Annotated in this window: 12 protein-coding genes and 1 pseudogene; 5 read left to right on the top strand and 8 right to left on the bottom strand. The window is 71.8% G+C overall.

The genetic code is table 11. The features are described from left to right. Window positions 1-27 precede the first annotated feature (27 nt). From AB0958_RS12295 to AB0958_RS12265, 7 genes are all read right to left on the bottom strand, one after another. Window positions 28-3,585 (bottom strand): DUF4082 domain-containing protein, encoded by a 3,558-nt coding sequence (locus AB0958_RS12295; RefSeq protein ID WP_366890302.1) that lies wholly within the window; start codon window positions 3,583-3,585, stop codon window positions 28-30. 125 nt (window positions 3,586-3,710) lie between these two features. Continuing rightward, on the bottom strand, window positions 3,711-4,829 hold the full coding sequence (locus AB0958_RS12290; RefSeq protein ID WP_366890301.1) for a DegT/DnrJ/EryC1/StrS family aminotransferase: 1,119 nt from the start codon (window positions 4,827-4,829) through the stop codon (window positions 3,711-3,713). Then, window positions 4,826-5,515: an acetyltransferase gene (locus tag AB0958_RS12285; protein ID WP_366890299.1), complete on the bottom strand. Its 690-nt coding sequence runs from the start codon at window positions 5,513-5,515 to the stop codon at window positions 4,826-4,828. The genes AB0958_RS12290 and AB0958_RS12285 overlap by 4 nt, the downstream gene beginning before the upstream one ends. Next, window positions 5,512-6,651 carry a DegT/DnrJ/EryC1/StrS family aminotransferase gene (locus tag AB0958_RS12280; RefSeq protein WP_366890298.1) on the bottom strand — a complete coding sequence of 380 codons (1,140 nt, stop codon included), beginning with the start codon at window positions 6,649-6,651 and terminating at the stop codon, window positions 5,512-5,514. The genes AB0958_RS12285 and AB0958_RS12280 overlap by 4 nt, the downstream gene beginning before the upstream one ends. After that, entirely contained in the window at window positions 6,648-7,622 is a 975-nt protein-coding gene (locus AB0958_RS12275) for an SDR family NAD(P)-dependent oxidoreductase (RefSeq protein ID WP_366890297.1), read from the bottom strand. The genes AB0958_RS12280 and AB0958_RS12275 overlap by 4 nt, the downstream gene beginning before the upstream one ends. A 30-nt stretch (window positions 7,623-7,652) precedes the next feature. Further along, window positions 7,653-8,702 (bottom strand): Gfo/Idh/MocA family oxidoreductase, encoded by a 1,050-nt coding sequence (locus AB0958_RS12270; protein WP_366890296.1) that lies wholly within the window; start codon window positions 8,700-8,702, stop codon window positions 7,653-7,655. Between the two features lie 23 nt (window positions 8,703-8,725). After that, window positions 8,726-10,132, bottom strand: a complete 1,407-nt coding sequence (locus tag AB0958_RS12265) for an exopolysaccharide biosynthesis polyprenyl glycosylphosphotransferase (RefSeq protein ID WP_366890295.1) — start codon at window positions 10,130-10,132, stop codon at window positions 8,726-8,728. A gap of 327 nt (window positions 10,133-10,459) precedes the next feature. Between AB0958_RS12265 and AB0958_RS12260 the strand changes: the two genes are divergently transcribed. From AB0958_RS12260 to AB0958_RS12245, 4 genes and pseudogenes are all read left to right on the top strand, one after another. Next, window positions 10,460-11,338: a glycosyltransferase family 2 protein gene (locus tag AB0958_RS12260; RefSeq protein WP_366890294.1), complete on the top strand. Its 879-nt coding sequence runs from the start codon at window positions 10,460-10,462 to the stop codon at window positions 11,336-11,338. A gap of 25 nt (window positions 11,339-11,363) precedes the next feature. Next, complete coding sequence (locus tag AB0958_RS12255; RefSeq protein WP_366890293.1) at window positions 11,364-12,644, top strand: MFS transporter; 1,281 nt, start codon at window positions 11,364-11,366, stop codon at window positions 12,642-12,644. Window positions 12,645-12,688: 44 nt separating this feature from the next. After that, window positions 12,689-13,711: a TolB-like translocation protein gene (locus AB0958_RS12250; protein WP_366890292.1), complete on the top strand. Its 1,023-nt coding sequence runs from the start codon at window positions 12,689-12,691 to the stop codon at window positions 13,709-13,711. 156 nt (window positions 13,712-13,867) lie between these two features. Beyond that, window positions 13,868-14,335: pseudogene (locus tag AB0958_RS12245) on the top strand (MerR family transcriptional regulator); the annotation flags it as partial. A gap of 117 nt (window positions 14,336-14,452) precedes the next feature. Here AB0958_RS12245 and AB0958_RS12240 read toward each other — a convergent pair. Further along, window positions 14,453-14,809 (bottom strand): VOC family protein, encoded by a 357-nt coding sequence (locus AB0958_RS12240; RefSeq protein WP_366890390.1) that lies wholly within the window; start codon window positions 14,807-14,809, stop codon window positions 14,453-14,455. Window positions 14,810-15,275: 466 nt separating this feature from the next. Here AB0958_RS12240 and AB0958_RS12235 point away from each other — a divergent pair, with 466 nt between their 5' ends. Then, window positions 15,276-16,766 carry an SPFH domain-containing protein gene (locus tag AB0958_RS12235; RefSeq protein WP_366890291.1) on the top strand — a complete coding sequence of 497 codons (1,491 nt, stop codon included), beginning with the start codon at window positions 15,276-15,278 and terminating at the stop codon, window positions 16,764-16,766. Window positions 16,767-16,856 lie beyond the last annotated feature (90 nt).

Below are 16,856 nucleotides of genomic sequence, written 5' to 3'. Positions count from 1 at the left end.
GGGCCACCGACGGTGTGTGGGGACGGGTCAGTCGTTCTTCTTCTTGTAGGTGGTCCTGCTGGTGAGGGTCCAACTCCGGGACGTCACCGTGTCGCGGTGCCTGTCCTTCGCCGTGACCGTGATCGCGAACCGGGTGCCGTCCGGCAGCGGGGCCGACAGGTGGACGGTCGCCCGGTGGGTCCTGCGGTCGTAGGAGACGACGGCCGTGATGTGGAGCTTCCGGGCCGCCGCGGAACCCTTCAGGACGGTCACGGTCGCCTTGACGGACGTCACCGCGGCCTTGGCCGGGACGGCCAGGACGAGGGGACTCGCCGCGTCGGCGGTGTGCGCCACGGTGGCCGCGGTCACCTCCGAGGCGGCGACCGACGCGGCCAGCGACGTGCTCGGGTCGTCGGCGGTGAAGACGGGGCCGACCCAGTAGTTCGAGGAGCCGTAGGAACCGCTGGGGAAGGCCGCGTCGCTGCCGTACCTGTAGAGCCCGTTGTGGTGGGTGGTGGTGTCGGCGGTGGCCGTCAGCGGATAGGACTTGTGGGCCGCCGCGAAGTAGCCGCCGTCCACGGCGTAGTTGCCGTTGGGTGCGTGGTAGGAGACCACGTACGGGGTGTCCGCGGTGATCGCCACCGGGGAGGCGAAGGTCAGCGTCTGCCAGCCGGAGGCCGTCTCGTTGGTGAAGGTGCCGCTGGCGAGCAGGGTGCCGCCGTCGGTCCACAGGCTGCCGGTGTGGGTGCCGGTGTTGCCGGTGCCCTTGTAGAAGGTGACGCCGGTGACCCAGCCGGCCGCCGACGAGGTGAACCGGGTGCCCAGCTCCACGGAGTTGGAGTCGGCGGTCATGTCGGTGGTCGCCGGCACGGTTGCGGAACTCCACAGCGAACAGGGGCAGGTGACCGCCGGTGGCGTGGAACTGGTGGTGAAGGACCAGGTCACCGGGTCCGTCATGGCGTTGCCCCAGACGTCGGAGGCCTGCACGGACGCGGTGTACGCGGTGTTCAGGTCCAGCTCCGTCGACGGCGTGAAGGTCGCCTTGTTCGACGCGGGGAAGGTGACGGTCCCGGGCACGGTGTCACCGGCCGCGTCCTTCACGGTGAAGGTCACGCTGCCGGTGTCGACGGCCGAGCTGAAGGTGGCCGACACCGGTGCCGTGATGGACGCCCCGGTCGCCCCGGAGGTCGGGGAGGTCGAGCTGACGGTGGGCGGGGTGGTGCCGGCCGTCGAGGTGTCCAGCACCACGTCGACCCAGTAGTTGCTGCCCGAGGACTGCGAGGACGGGAAGGCGCTGGCCGAACCGTAGTGGAAGACGCCGTTGCCGCCGTCGACGCCCGACTTCAGCGCCGTCAGCGGAGCCAGTCCCGCGTCACTGCCGGCGAGGCTGGTGTCGAAGGAGTAGCCGCCGTTGGGGGCGAAGTACGAGGCGACGTAGGTGGTGTTGGCCTTGACGGTGACCGGGGTGGCGAAGTTCAGCTGCTGCCAGCCGGAGGCCGTCTCGTTGGTGAAGGTGCCGGTGGCGAGCCGGGTGCCGGAGGCGGTCCACAGGCTGCCGGTGTGGGTGCCGGTGTTGGCGGGCGACTTGTAGAAGCGCACCCCGGTGACCGAACCGGCCACGGTGGTGCGGAACTTGACGCCCAGCTCCAGGGAGCTGCCGTCACCGGCGTTGACGGTGCCGGGCACGGCGGAGGCCGGCCAGATGGTGCAGGGGCAGGCCTGCGGTCCGACGGTCAGCGGGATGGTGGTGACGGATCCGATGTTGACGCTGTCGTCGACCGCGCGGACCTTGACGGACGCCGCGCCCGGGGTGCTCGGGGTCCAGGTGTAGCTCCAGGAGGCCAGGCCGGTGGCGGCCTGCCAGGTCGAGCCGCCGTCCGTGGACACCTCGACGCGGGCGACCACGCCGCCGGAGTCGGTGGCGGAGCCCTTGACGGTGACCGGCTTCAGCGCCGGGACGGTGATCCCGGACGCCGGACTGGTCACGGTGACCGTGGGCCCGGTGGTGTCGGTGGAGGCGGCGGCCGCGACCAGGTTGCTCTGCAGGGTCAGCGGCTGGACGCCCATGTCGGCGAGGATGTTCACCGTCGCCTGCTGCATCCGGGAGTCCTCGGTGACCACCGTGTCGGCGGGGTTGTAGGTGGGCACGTCGGTCAGGCCCCAGGACCACTGCACGGTGCCCGACCCGAACACCAGCGCCCCGGAGTCCTGGTCCCGGAACTCGACCAGGTTGTGGGTGGCCGTGCCGTTGCCGTAGACGTTGCCCCAGTCCTGGCGGAGCTTGCCGTCCTGGATGTCGACCGTGGTGGACGACACGTCGATGGCGCCGGCCGGTCTGGTGGCGTTGTCGATGTCGCTGTCCCACTCGTAGCCGAGCGTGCCGGTCGGGAAGGTCGCGGTCTGGCCGGAGGTCAGGTTGGCGATGGAGGTGTTGCGCCAGATGCGGTTCCTGCCGTACGAGCCGGGGACCGTGATCGCGTCGCTGCGGTAGCCGTTCACCGTGAACATGGAGCCGGTGAGGATGTTCGGCGGCTGGTAGGACTGGCCGTAGGTGGTGCTGGTCGGGTCCATCCAGGTGCCGGTCCAGACGCCGCTGGGGTCGGCGACGCCGTTGTTCTGCGCCATCTTGGTCATCTTGTAGCAGACCAGGGTGCGGTCCGCGGTGTTCGTGCCGTCGATGCTGGGGGCGAGCCTGGTCTTCCAGAAGACCTCGTTGCCGCTGAAGAAGGCCTCCCGGACACCGGCCTTGCGGGCCGCCAGGACGTTGGAGTACTGGGTCCCCGTCCAGTACTCGTCGTGTCCCGAGGACATGTACACCTTGTGCTTCTCCAGCTGGGCGGCGCCGCCCGGCTGCGACACGTCCACGCCGGAGGTGTAGGTGACGTCGTAGCCGTTGCGCTCCAGCCAGGCCAGCATCATGTACTCGGAGCCGTAGATGCCGTTGTCGCCGCCGATGTCCAGCGGCCGGTTGTAGCTGACCTCGTAGGCGCGGCCGTCCGGCGCGGGCCCGGCGCCGTCGTACAGGTCCTGGCCGCCGTACTCGTTGTAGGCCTGCCAGGTCTGGTCGCTGGTCTGCACGACCATGGCGGCGGTGCTGGAGTCGTTGCGGACGACGAACGGGTACGGCATCAGGCCGTCCCCGTCGGTCTGCGTGAGGTTCGCGATGTACAGGCCGGACACGGCGTCGCCGGGCACCGTCCAGGTCGCGGTCACCGGCCAGTTGCCGCAGTCCACCAGCCCCGTGCTGCTCTTCGTCGTGCAGCTCGCGGGCTTGGTGGTGAAGTTGGCCGGGTAGGTGACCGCCGCCTGGGCCGCCGTCGACATCTGGCGGGCACCGTCACCGCCGTACCAGCCCAGCCGGTAGATCTGGATGTTGTACGGGGTCTTCGACTGGACCTTGAACTGGACGGTGTCCCCCGCCTGGACGCTCTGCTTGGTGGTGAAGCCCTTGATGTCACCGTAGGCGTTGGGTGAGAACCAGTCGGTCTTGGGGCTGCCCGGCTTGGAGTTCTCGCACACGATCGGGTTCGACCCCGAACCGCAGGGATCGGACGCCGCCTGGGCGGACCCGGCCAGCGGGAGCACCGCCAGTATCAATGCGACCACGACGGCGAGGCGCCCGCCCCGGATCCGTCTGCTCCATTTTTCCATGTGTACCTCTCAGCGGTGCTGTGCTGGTCCGACCCGCGGGGCCGAGGTGGTGCGGGGGGTGGCGGTGAGTCGGGTGCCGGTCAGCCGCGGAGCGCGTCCGCGAACGCGTCCACGACGCGCTGCTGCTGGGCGGGGGTGATCTGCGGGTACAGCGGCAGCGACAGGATCCGGTCGGCCGCCCGCTCCGCGTTCGGGAAGTCGCCCCGGGCGTACCCGAGATGGCGGTACGCGGGCGTCAGGTGGACCGGGGCCGGGTAGTGCACCCCGGCGCCGATGCCCTCGGCGCCCAGCTTCCCGACCACGGCGTCGCGGTCGGCGTCGGCCACCTGGACGACGTACAGGTGCCAGACGTGGACGTTGCCGGGGGCGGTGACCGGGAGGACGACGCGGCCCGCGGCCGCCAGATCGGCGAGCAGTTCGTCGTAGCGGGCCGCCGCCGCCCGGCGGGCCGCGTTGCCGTCGGCCAGCCGCTTGAGCTTGGCCCGCAGGACCACGGCCTGCAGCCCGTCCAGGCGGCTGTTGAAGCCGGGGACGTCATGGCGGTACTTGGCGACGCCGCCGTGGTTGGCGATCGCCCGCACCTGCCCGGCGCGTTCCTCGTCGTCGGTGAGCACCGCGCCCGCGTCGCCGTAGGCGCCGAGGTTCTTGCCCGGGTAGAAGCTGGTGGCCGCGATGGAGCCGCTGCCGGGCGTGCGGCCGTCGCGGGTGGCGCCCTGGCACTGGGCCGCGTCCTCCACGACCCGTACCCGCTCGGGCAGTGCGGCGGTCAGCGCCGCGACCTCGGCCAGCTGCCCGTACAGGTGCACCGGTACGACCGCGCGGGTGGCGGGGCCGACGGCGTCCAGCGCGGCCTCGGGGTCGAGCAGGTGGCTGCCGGGCAGGCAGTCGGCGAGGACCGGGCGGGCCCCGATCCTGGCCACCGCGCCGGCCGTGGCGATGAAGGTGTTGGCGGGCACCACCACCTCGTCGCCGGGCCCCACCCCGCTCGCGCGCAGGGCGAGCTCGACGGCGTCGGTGCCGTTGGCGACGCCCACGCAGTGCTCGACGCCACCGAACGCGGCGTACTCGCGCTCGAAGGCACGCACTTCGTCGCCGCCGATGAACGCGGTACCCGCCAGGACCCTGTCGAATCCGGCCCGTACCTCGTCGGCGACCTCCTGGTGGGCCGCCTTGAGGTCCACAAGAGGAATCTGGTTCATGTCAGCGGTCCCCCCACTGTTCGCATCGCGAGTTGATCCAGCGCGGGCGCCTCCGCCGCGCGCAGCCGCCGGGCCGGGCTCCCCACCCAGACCTCGCCCGGCGGCACATCGCCGAGCACGGCACTGCCCATCCCGACCAGCGACCAGGCGCCGACCGTGGTGCCCTCCCGGACCAGGGCCCCGGAACCCACGTAGGCGCCCTGCTCCAACCGCGTCCCCCCGCCCAGCCGGACACCGGAGGTGATCGTCGCGAAGTCCTCGACCACGTCGTCATGGGTCAGGACGGCCTGGGGCATCACGGCGACGTGCGCGCCGACCCGCACGGCGGCGGTGAGCGCGCAGTGCGCGAGCAGCACCGTGCCGGGGCCGATCCGGGACGTCCGGGAGACCGCCGCCGTCGGGTGGACGACGGTGGCGTAGCGGTCCTCGGGCAGGGCGAGCCTGCCGACCAGCCGGGCCCGGGCCGCGTAGTCCCGTGGGTTGCCCACGCAGACCACCACCCGGACCCCGGGCAGGTCGTGCACCAGGTCGCAGCCGCCGAGGACGGGCACGCCGTCCACCTCGGTGCCGTGCAGGGCCGGGTTGTCGTCCAGGTGCCCGAGCAGCTCGGCCTCGCCCGCGTCCCGGACGGCCTGTGCGGTCTCCCGGGCGAAGCCGCCGGCGCCGACGATCACGAGTCCGGTCATCTTCGGGCCTGTTCCCGCAGGGCCGCCACGACCCGGTCCTGCTGGGCCTCGGTCATGGTGTGGAACAGCGGCAGGATCAGCGAGTCGCGGCTGATCCGCTCGGTGACCGGCAGCGGCGCGTGCGGCTGGTCCGCGTAGGCGGGTTCGAGGTGCGCGGCCATGATCCCGCGCCGGGCGGAGACACCTGCCGCGGAGAGCGCGCCGAGCAGGTCGTCCCGGCCGACGGGAAAGTCCTCGTCCAGCAGCACCCAGTAGGACTGGAAGTTGCTCTGGCCGTGCGCGGGGTCGCGCACGGGGGTGAGGCCGGGCACGTCGTGCAGCAACGTGTCGTAGCGGGCGGCCAGTTCGCGGCGGCGGCTGATCATCACGTCGAGCTTGCCGAGCTGGACCAGGCCGACGGCGGCCTGGATGTCGGTCATCCGGTAGTTGAAGCCGACTTCGAGGTAGCTCTCCAGGACCGGTCTGTCGCTCGCGTGGCGTTCGGCCGCCGAGGCGTTCATGCCGTGCTCGCGCAGCCGGCGCAGCCGGGCCGCCCACTCGGCGTCGTCGGTGGTGATCATGCCGCCCTCGCCGGTGGTGACGACCTTGCGGGGGTGGAAGGACCAGGCGGCGAGCAGGGCACCGTGGCCGACGGGCTTGCCGCCGACGGTGGAGCCGATGGCGCAGGCCGCGTCCTCGACCAGGGGCAGGTCCCAGTCGGCGCAGGCGGCCCGCAGGGCGTGCACGTCGGCAGGGACACCTCCCTGGTGGACGGCGAGCACGGCCCTGGTGCGCGGGGTGCGGACCGCGTCCACGGTGTCCGGGGTCAGGTTGGCGGTGGCGGCGTCGACGTCGGCGAACACCGGCTCGGCACCGACGTACCGGACGGCGTTGGCGGTGGCGATGAAGGACAGCGAGGGCACCACGACCTCGTCGCCGGGGCCGATGCCGAGCGCGACGAGGGACAGGTGCAGGGCGGTCGTGCAGGAGCTGACGGCGATGCCGTGCTCGGCGCCCACCCGCTCGGCGAAGGCCTTCTCGAAGGCGGCGACCCGCGGGCCCTGGGCGACCCATCCGGACAGCACCGCGTCGGAGGCGGCCCGCGCCTCCTCGGCGCCGAGCCAGGGAATCATCACCGGGATGCGGTCGGTGCTCACTTGGCCGCCTCGCGCTCCGCGCGCCACCACTGGACCAGGTCCCGCAGCCCGGTGCGCAGGTCGATCCGCGCCTCGAAGCCGAGCCGCTCGGCGGCCCGCGAGGTGTCCGCGAGCCGGCGGACGACCGAGTTCACCGTGCGGGCGGGGCCGTGCACCGGCTCCAGGCCCTCGGCCCCCATGGCCGCGAGCAGCCCCTCGGCGAGTTCCTTGAGCGAGGTCTCGGTGCCGCTCGCGATGTTGAAGACCTCGTCGGTGAGGTCCGACTCGGCGGCCAGCACGTTGGCCCTGGCGATGTCGCGGACGTCGACGAAGTCCATGGTCTGGCTGCCGTCGCCGAGGATCAGCGGGGGCTCGCCGGCCTCGATGCGCTCCATCCAGCGGATGAGCACCTCGGTGTACAGGCCGTGGATGTCCATGCGGGGGCCGTAGACGTTGAAGTAGCGCAGGGCCACGTAGTCCAGTCCGTACATGGCGTGGAAGCTGCGCAGCATGCCCTCGTTGAAGGCCTTCGCGGCGCCGTAGAAGGTGTCGTTGTTGTACGGGTGGTGGCGCTCGGTCGTGGGGAATTCCTCGGCCATGCCGTAGACGGACGCCGAGGACGAGGCGATCACCTTGCCGACCCCGGCGGCGGCCGCCGCCTCCAGGACGTTGAAGGTGCCGTCGACCAGTACCTCGTTGGCGAGCCTCGGCTCCTCGGCGCACTGGGTGATGCGGATCGCGGCGAGGTGGAACACCAGGTCGCAGCCCTCGGTGACCTTCCGTACGGTGTCCGTGTCCCGGACGTCGCCCTCGACGATCTCCACCACGCCGCTGGGCAGGGCCCGGTCGAGGTTGGCCCGCCGCCCGCGCACGAAGTTGTCGAGTACGACGACCTCGCGGGCGCCGCCCTCGGCCAGCAGGTCGACCAGGTTGGAGCCGATGGTGCCCGCTCCCCCGGTGACCAGGATCTTCTTGCCGCGTACGCTGCTCAACTGCCCTTACCTTTCAGCGAAGTGAAACGGTCAACGCCCGGCGCGCAGGCCGACGACCGCGCCTTTGAACTCGAGGCTCCGGGAGGCCGCCTCGAGGATGTCCAGCACCCGCAGGCCCGCCCGGCCGTCGGTCAGCGGGGGCCGGCCCTGTCTGATCGCCTCGCCGAACTCGTCGACCATGCTGCGGAGCGCTTCCTTCTCGCCGATCGCGGGCGCGACCATGTCCCCGGAGCGGTAGGAGACGAGCATGTCCCGGCGTTCGTCCGCGCCGATCTCCTGCGGCGAGGCGAGGTCCACGCCCCGGTCGAAGATCGCCACGCGCTGGGCGGGGTTGAGGTCGTCCCAGATCAGGGTGCGCTTGGAGCCGCCGACCATGGTGGTGCGCACCTTGGTCGGGGAGAGCCAGTTGACGTGCACGTGGGCGATGGCGCCGGTGCTGAGCTGGAGGGTGAGGTAGGCGACGCAGGCCTGTCCGGCGCCGATCGGGTCGGCGCCGTGGGCGGCGACGGCGACCGGTTCGACGCCTGCGGGGAGGATGAAGTCCAGGATCGACAGGTCGTGCGGGGCGAGGTCCCACATCACGTCGATGTCCTTCTGGACGAGCCCGAGGTTGATGCGGACCGAGTCGACGAAGTGGATCTCGCCGAGTTCACCGGAGCGGACCAGTTCGCGGATCCGGCCGACGGCGGGGGTGTAGCAGTAGGTGTGGTCGCACATCAGGGTGAGGCCGCGTTCCTCGGCCTCGGTGACCAGGCGCAGTCCGTCGGCGTAGGTGGCCGCGAGCGGCTTCTCCACGAGGACGTGCTTGCCGGCGCGCAGCGCGGCGAGGGCGATGTCGAGGTGGGTGCCGGCGGGCGTGGCCACGGCGACGGCGGCGACGGAGGGGTCGGCGAGGACGGCCGCGTAGTCCGCGGTGGCCTCGACCGTCGAGTAGCCGCCGAGGACCCGCCGGGCCCGGTCCACGTCGAGGTCGCACAGCCAACGCAGCCGGAACCCTTCGGCGGCCTGGAAGTTGCGTACCAGGTTGGGGCCCCAGTAACCGGCCCCGACGACCGCGACCCCGAGCGGCTCCTGCGTCACTTTCTCCCTCTTCCTCTGGTTCATCAGTAGGCCCCCGTTCCGCGCACCACCACGGCTCCGGTGCGCGCCAGGATCGACAGGTCGAGGCCCATCGACCAGTTGTCCACGTATCCGAGATCGAGCCGGACGGCCTCGTCCCAGGGCAGGTCGGAGCGTCCGCTGACCTGCCACAGTCCGGTGAGACCGGGCTTCACCAGCAGCCGGCGTTTGATGTCCGGCGTGTACTCCTCGACCTCCTCGGGCAGCGGTGGCCGGGGGCCGACCAGCGACATGTGGCCCTTGACGACGTTGACGAGCTGCGGGAGTTCGTCGAGCGAGCTGCGGCGCAGGAAGGAGCCGACCCGGGTGATCCGGGGGTCCTCCTTCACCTTGAACAGCAGGCCGTCGCTGTTCTGGTTGAGGTGTTCGAGCTCGGCGCGCAGGGCCTCCGAGTCGGGCCGCATGGTGCGGAACTTCAGCATGGTGAAGTGGTCGCCGTAGCGGCCGACCCGCTGCTGCCGGAACAGGGCGGGACCGGCGCTGTCCAGCCGTACGACAAGCGCGATCAGGAGCATCGGCAGGGCGAGGAGCAGCAGGAGCAGCGCCGCGAGGAAACGATCCAGCAGTTCCTTGGGCAGCCGCGCGGCCCGGGAGAGGTTCGGCGGCTTGATCCGCATCAGCGGCACCCCGTTGGTGGGCCGCACGGCCAGCCGGGCCGCGGACACGTCGGTCAGCACGGGGGCCAGCAGGAAGTCCACGCCCTGCACGGCGGCGGTCCACGTCATCCGGCGCAGCACGGAGGCGTCCAGTTCGGGCGCGGGCAGCACCACCACCGTGTTGATGCCCAGGGCCCGGACGACGTCGTTCATGCCGTCGAGCCCGCCGAGCGCGGGAAGCCCCAACCTGCGGATCTCCCGGGCGTTCTCGGGATCGGTCAGACAGACTCCGGCGGCCCGCAGGCGCGGGGTGCCGCCGCGTCCCAGCACTCCGACCAGCTCCACGACCCCGCTCGACGGGCCGACCAGCAGCGTCGCGCTGCCGTCCGGGTCGCGGGCCCAGCGACGGTGCAGCCGACGGCGCAGCCAGTACCGGATCGCGAGGGCGATCACCGCGGCCGGCAGTGCGGCCATGATCATGTCATGAAGGAGGTCCGAGTCCCGGGTGAACAGCCCGTACGCGGCGGCCGCGAGCGCCGGCAGCGCGACGGCGCCGCGGACCACCCGCCGGTACTCCTCGGTCCCCAGACCCAGGGCGCTGCGGTCGTAGGAACGGTGGACCAGCATCGCCACGATCCAGGTCGGCGGCAGCACCAGGGCCACCGCCCAGCGACCGTAGGCCGCGTGGATCAGGAAGGCCGCGGCGGCGGCCGCGAGGCCGTCCGCGACCAGCAGGACGATGCGGTACTTCCGTTCCCGACGTCTTCGGCGGCCGAGTGGACTTCTGCGTTCCACGGCCGATTGCTCATGCGTGACCTCAATGGTCATGCGCCCCCCACCACATGCGCCGCCAACCCTGACCGAAGTGCCCTGGACACAGCGACACTGGAAAGCGGGAGCCTCGGCGATTCCCCAACCGCCTCATGCCCCCGGCATGCTGGTACGTACTGGTTGTTCTGCTTGTTGAGATCCGTTCAACCACCGGTCCGTGACGTACAGTCAAGAACGAGTTCCCCACCCAAACCGGTCCGGCGGCCATCAATCTAGACCACGGGGCGCACTGTCGGGAACAGTTGGACGAAACACATGTCGCAATAGTGACGCCGACGGCATACTGCCCCCGTGACCAGCATCGTGATCCCGGCCCACAACGAGGCCCGAGTCATCGGCCGGCTCCTCGACTCACTGTTGGCCGATTCCCCACCCGGGGAGGCGGGGAAGACCGGGGACCGTGCGGACGACCCCGACATCGTGGTCGTGTGCAACGGCTGCACGGACGAGACCGCGAAGATCGCGGCCGCCCGTGGCCCGCGGGTCCGGGTGGTGGAGATCCCCGTGCCCTCCAAGCACGCCGCGATGCGGGCGGGCGACGACCACGCGCGCGGCTTCCCGCGCCTCTACGTGGACGCCGACGTGGTGATCACGGGGGCCGACGTCCGGGCGCTCGCCGAACCCCTGGAGGACGGCACCTCCGGCATCCTCGCCACCGCACCGGACCGGCGCATTCCGCTGGCCTCCTGCGCCTGGCGGGTGCGCGCCTACTACCAGGTGTGGCAGCGGCTGCCCGCCGTACGCGAAGGACTGTTCGGCCGGGGCGTCATCGCGGTCTCCCAGGCCGGGCACGCCCGGATCGCCGCGCTGCCGCCGCTGATGGCGGACGACCTGGCCGCCTCCCTCGCGTTCACCCCCGGGGAGCGGCGCGTGGTCGACGCGGCCGCCGTGGTGATCCGACCGCCCCGCACCTGGCGGGACCTGATGAGACGGCGGGTGCGGGCGGCGGTGTCCACCGCCCAGGTCGAGCAGCACCGCGGACCGGACGAGGCCTCGGCGCGCACCGGCAAGGCCGACCTGAAAGCGATCCTCCGCCGGGAACCACGGCTCCTGGTGCCCGTCGTGGTCTTCGTCGCGGCGGCGGTCGCCGCCCGGCGCGAGGCGTCGAAGGCGATCCGGGCCCAGGACTTCGGCACCTGGCTGCGCGACGACAGCAGCCGGCAGAACTGATCGCACCGCACCAGGAGTCCCCCTCTTGTACCTCACCGACCGCTCGCAGCCCGTCCAGGACGGCCCTGACCAGGACCGAAGACGCGGGCCGGGGCGACGAGTCGCCCCGGTCGTCCTCGTACTGGGCACGGTCAGCCTGATCACCGACATCTCCTCCGAGATGGTCACCGCCGTCCTGCCGCTCTACCTCGTCACCACGCTCGGCTTCAGCCCCCTGGGGTTCGGCACCCTCGACGGCGTGTACAACGGCGTCAGCGCGCTGGTCCAGCTCACCGGCGGCCACCTGGCGGACCGCGTCCGCGACCACAAGCTGCTGGCCGGGCTCGGGTACGGCCTGTCCGCGCTGTGCAAACCGCTCCTGCTGGTCGCCGGCGGCCTCGGCAGCCTCGGCGCGGTCCTCGCCCTGGAGCGGACCGGCAAGGGTCTGCGCACCGCCCCGCGCGACGCGATGATCTCCCTGTCCACCCCCGCCGCGCACCAGGGCCGCGCCTTCGGCGTGCACCGCGCGATGGACACCACCGGCGCGATGCTCGGCCCGCTGGCCGCCTTCCTCATCCTGCGCGCCGCGGCCGACGGGTACGACGCGGTGTTCGGGGTGAGCGCCTGTGTCGCGGTGCTGGGCGTGCTCGTGCTGGTGCTGTTCGTCCCGGGGAAGGGGAGGAGTTCCGGGACCGACGAGGAGGACGGGCCGGCCGCCGGGCCGCCCGTCCGGGTGCGGGAGGCACTGGCCCTGCTGCGGGTACCGCGGCTGCGCGCCCTCGCCGGGTGCGCCGCGCTGCTCGGGCTGACCACCGTCAGCGACGCCTTCGTCTATCTGCTCGTCCAGCGGCGGGCCGGGATCGGCGAGGAGTGGTTCCCGCTGCTGCCGCTCGGTACCGCCGTGGTGTTCCTGCTGCTGGCCGTGCCCGTCGGCGCGCTCGCCGACCGCGTGGGACGGCGCACGGTGTTCCTCGCCGGACACGCGTCCCTGCTCACCGCCTACGCGCTGCTGCTCTGGGCCCCGGCCACCCCGGGCATGCCGGTTCTCGTACCGCTCGTCCTCGGCCTGCACGGCACGTTCTACGCGGCGACCGACGGGGTGCTCCCGGCAGCCCTCGCCGGTCTCGTGCCCGAACACCTGCGCGCCAGCGGCCTCGCCATCGTCGGCACCAGCCAGGCGCTGGCCCGGTTCTGCTGCTCGCTGGCCTTCGGCGCCACCTGGACGGTGTGGGGCGACGGCCCGGCACTGGCCGGCTCGGCGGTCGGCCTGCTGTGCTGCGCGGCCGTCGCGGGCCTGGTGCTGCGCCCCGCCGGGGGAGACCGATGACCACCACGGCCACACCGAACACCACGGGGAACCAGGAGAACCGGATGACATCCACGCGCCGCCGTCTGCTCGTCCTCGTCGCGGCGGTCCTGGTGCTCGCCGGCGTGGGCACCGGCGCGGTCCTGCACGCCGCCGCGCGCGCCGACCGGGCCGACCGGCCGCACGCCGGGGACCCCACGGTCCGCGCGGGCCGGCTGACGCTCGGCCGGCAGAACCGCCTGCTGTTCGTCAACGCGGCCGCGGGCCCGCACCGCACCGCGGTCGCCTCGGTCCCCAGGACCGACCCGGGAGGCCGCAGGACCGGCTCCGGCCTGACGTGCGCGCGCTTCTACGCGGCGGCCGGCACCGGGATCTGCCTCCAGTCCAACCCCGGCGTCCTCCGCCAGAGCAACCGTGCCCTGCTCCTGGACGCCGACCTGCGCACCGAGCGCACCTTCCCGCTGGCCGGCACCCCCAGCCGGGCCCGGGTCTCGCCCAGCGGCCGCTTCGTCGCCTGGACCGTCTTCGTCTCCGGCGAGTCCTATTCGTCCGCCTTCTTCTCCACCCGGACCTCGGTCCTGGACACCCGCACCATGAAGCTCACGCCGAGCCTGGAGACGTTCTCCGTCATCAAGGACGGCAAGCCCTACCAGGCCGCGGACGTCAACTTCTGGGGCGTCACCTTCGCGACCGACGACGACACCTTCTACGCCACGCTCAACAGCGCGAACAAGACCTACCTGGTGCGCGGTTCGCTGTCCCGGCGTACGGTCACCACGCTGACCGAGAACGTGGAGTGCCCCTCGCTCTCCCCGGACGGCACCCGGATCGCCTTCAAGAAGCGGGTGCTGTCCCGTACCGATCTCTGGCACGAGTACGTGCTCGACCTGAAGACCCTGCGCGAGACGCCGCTGGCCGAGCGCCACAGCGTCGACGACCAGGCCACCTGGCTCGACGACGACACCGTGGCGTACGCCCTGCCGAGCGACGGCGACGTGCGGAGCACCGACCTGTGGAGCGTCCCCGCCGACGGCACCGGAAAGCCCCACCTGCTGATCCCGGACGCCTCCTCACCGGCACCGCTTTGACGTGCTCCTCGAGCTGACGCCCGAGGTTCCGGTAGCCACGGCAGGGGAGCCTCCACATCAGCGGTTCGGACGACGCGAACGACGGGGTGCGGCCCGCTTCACCATGCGTTCGCCTCCACTTGGCCTTGACGCGACGGCAGAGTTTCTACTGACGGCATGCGAATCGGAGAGATCGCCGCGCTCGTGGGGCTCACCACCCGGGCGATCCGGCACTACCATCACGTGGGCTTGCTTCCGGAACCGGAGCGGCGCCCCAACGGGTACCGGGTCTACGGCGTCCGCGATGCCGTCCTGCTCGCACGGGTGCGCCGGCTCACCGAACTCGGCCTCGGTCTCGATGAAGTGCGCGACGCACTCGCCGACGACGCCGGGCGCGAGCTCACCGAGGTACTGGAGGAACTGGACGCAGACCTGGGCCGCCAGGAGGCCGCCATCCGGGAGCGCCGCCGCCGACTCGGTGCCCTGCTCGCCGACCCGCCCGGCGCGACCGGGCCCGTCTCCCCCGCCCTCGCCGCACTGCTGGCACAGGCCCCGCGCACGGACTCACCGAGCGCGGCCAAGGACCGCGAGTACCTCACGCTGCTGGACGCCCACAGCACCGGTGCCCAAGAGATCTTCGCGCTGCTCGGAAAGGTGAAGCTGTCCGGGCCGCTTTGCGGGCGGCCTGTTGCTGGTAGTGGCTGGTCTGGGGCCGGGACTGGCCCCCACCAGTACGTGTCCGGTGCCATCGAAGCCCGACCATCAGCCGGGGTAGTTCGCGCGCCCCTCGTCGTCGAACTCGAAGGGGCCCTCAGGGATGATGCAGAACTCATTGCCCTCGGGGTCCGCCATCACCAGGAACTGGCCGCCGGCGTACTGCTCCAACCGGTGCCCGCCGAGCAGCTCGATCCGTTGCTGCTCGGCGGCGGGATCGGGAGAGGTGATGTCGAAGTGCATCCGGTTCTTGCCCGACTTGGGTTCGGCAGTTCGCTGAAAGCCCAGACCCAGGCCGTTCTCCCGCCGCAGCCAGACGTACGGGCCCATACGTCCCACGACCGGCCTGCCGAGCAGTTCGGACCAGAACACAGCGAGCCGCTCGGGATCTGTGGCATCAACGATGAGGGGTGCCCGCGACCGCGAGGGAGTGGTGGTCGAGCCGGGGGTCCTTGTCCCTCGGGGTTCCCCTGCGCCCCGCCGCTTTCCCCTCGTGCGAGCCGCCCGTACTCTCTGGCCATGGACGATGCGTCGATGGTGGGGCTGATGGGGCGGGTCACCGGCACGGTGGGACCCGGGCTCGTCGGCGAGGTGATCGTGCGGGTCCGCGGGGGCGCCGAGCACTTCCTCGCGTACGCCGCCGACGGCACCGGCCGGTTCGAACGCGGCACGGTGGTGATGGTGGTCGAGTACCTGCCGCCGAGGACGGTCTACGTCACGCCCGCATACGACAGTTGAGCAGGTGGAGCCCCAGGTGAGGGGCGTGTGCGTCAAGATTGCAACAAGGATTCACGGACGTCTTCACCCGGTGCCCGCACGAGCGCAGACTCCCTTCGTTCGGTGCCGAAAGGGCACCATCCAAAGGGGGCGTATGCCGATGGTTGTCGGCGTCGTTGCGGGTGCGGCGGTTCTCGCCGTACTCGTGTTGATCGGTCTGTTCAAGATGATGTGGCGGGTGGCCGAGCCGAACGAGGCGCTCATCATCTCCGGTTCGAAGCACCGGACCGAGGGCCTCGAAGAGGGCATGGGATTCCGCATCGTCACGGGGCGCGGCACGCTGGTGTTGCCGGGTGTGCAGGCGGTGCGCAAGCTCTCCCTCGACCTGAACGAGACCGAGTTGTCGGTGGACTGCGTGACCCAGCAGGGCATTCCACTGAAGGTGCGTGGGGTGGTCATCTTCAAGGTGGGCGACGACTTCGTGTCGATCGCCAACGCGGGCCGTCGTTTCCTGGACCAGCAGAAGATGATGTCGGAGCGGGTGCACAACGTGTTCGCCGGTCATCTGCGTTCCATCGTGGGCGGGTTGACGGTCGAGGACATGATCCGCGACCGGGACAAGCTGACCGGGCAGACCCGGGCCGCCTGCGGCACGGAGATGGAGAAGCTGGGTCTCATCGTGGACTCCCTGCAGATCCATGAGATCGAGGACCCGACGGGGTACATCCGGAACCTGGCGATGCCGCACGCGGCGGCCGTGCAGCGGGACGCGCGGATCGCCCAGGCGGAGGCGAACCGGCTCGCCACCGAGGCGGAGCAGCAGTCCTTCGCCCGGATGGCGGAGGCGACCCGGGACAGCGAGATCCTCCAGGCCGGCTACCAGGCCCAACGGGACAAGGCTGCGGCCCAGGCCCGCCAGGCCGGTCCGCTCGCCGACGCGGCGGCCCGGCAGGAGGTCGTCGTCCAGGAGACGCGGGTCGCCGAACTGGAGGCGCACCGGCGGGAGCAGCAGCTCCAGGCGGACGTCCGCAAGCCGGCCGACGCCAAGGCCTACGAGAAGCGGACGCTGGCCGAGGCCGAGCGTGACGCGCGTATCTCGGCGGCCCAGGCCAAGGCGAAGGAGACGGAGCTGGCGGCGGCGGCCGAGGCGACCCGGGTCAAGGCGGCCGCGGGCGCCGAGGCCGAGGCGACCAAGTCCCGGGGCGCGGCCAGCGCGGCGGCGACCCGGGCCACCGGTGAAGCCGAGGCGGCCGCCGCGCAGGCCAGGGGTCTGGCGGACGCCGAGGCGACCAGGGCCAAGGGGCTCGCCGAGGCGGAGGCCATCAAGGCCCGTGCCGCCGCCCTCGCGGAGAACCAGGAGGCGGTCGTCGCCCAGCAACTCGCCGAGAACTGGCCGGAGATCGTCAAGGCCGGGGCGTCCGCCTTCGGCAATGTCGACAACATGGTGCTGCTCAACGGGGCCGACGGGATGGCCGAGATGTTCGCCAAGGCGCTCACGATGGGCGGCACGGGGCTCGGCCTGGCCCGCCAGCTCCTGGCGTCGATGAACCAGAACGGGTCGACGCCGAACGGGGCTTCGCCGGTCCTCAACGGGGCGACGTCCCCGAAGCCACAGCAGGTGCCGTTGGAGCCGGACGCCGGGTGACGGGTCGGCCCACGGCTGCGGTGCGCCCTCCGACCGGTTCGGGGGGCGCACCGTCGTGCGGGGCAGCTGCCCTGCGGCACACCGGGGACC

It is taken from the genome of Streptomyces sp. NPDC006655 (genome assembly GCF_040703965.1).
In the GTDB taxonomy this organism is placed as follows: domain Bacteria; phylum Actinomycetota; class Actinomycetes; order Streptomycetales; family Streptomycetaceae; genus Streptomyces.
Note: the sequence above shows the minus strand (reverse complement) of the source record. Positions and strands in the feature narration are given on the sequence as shown.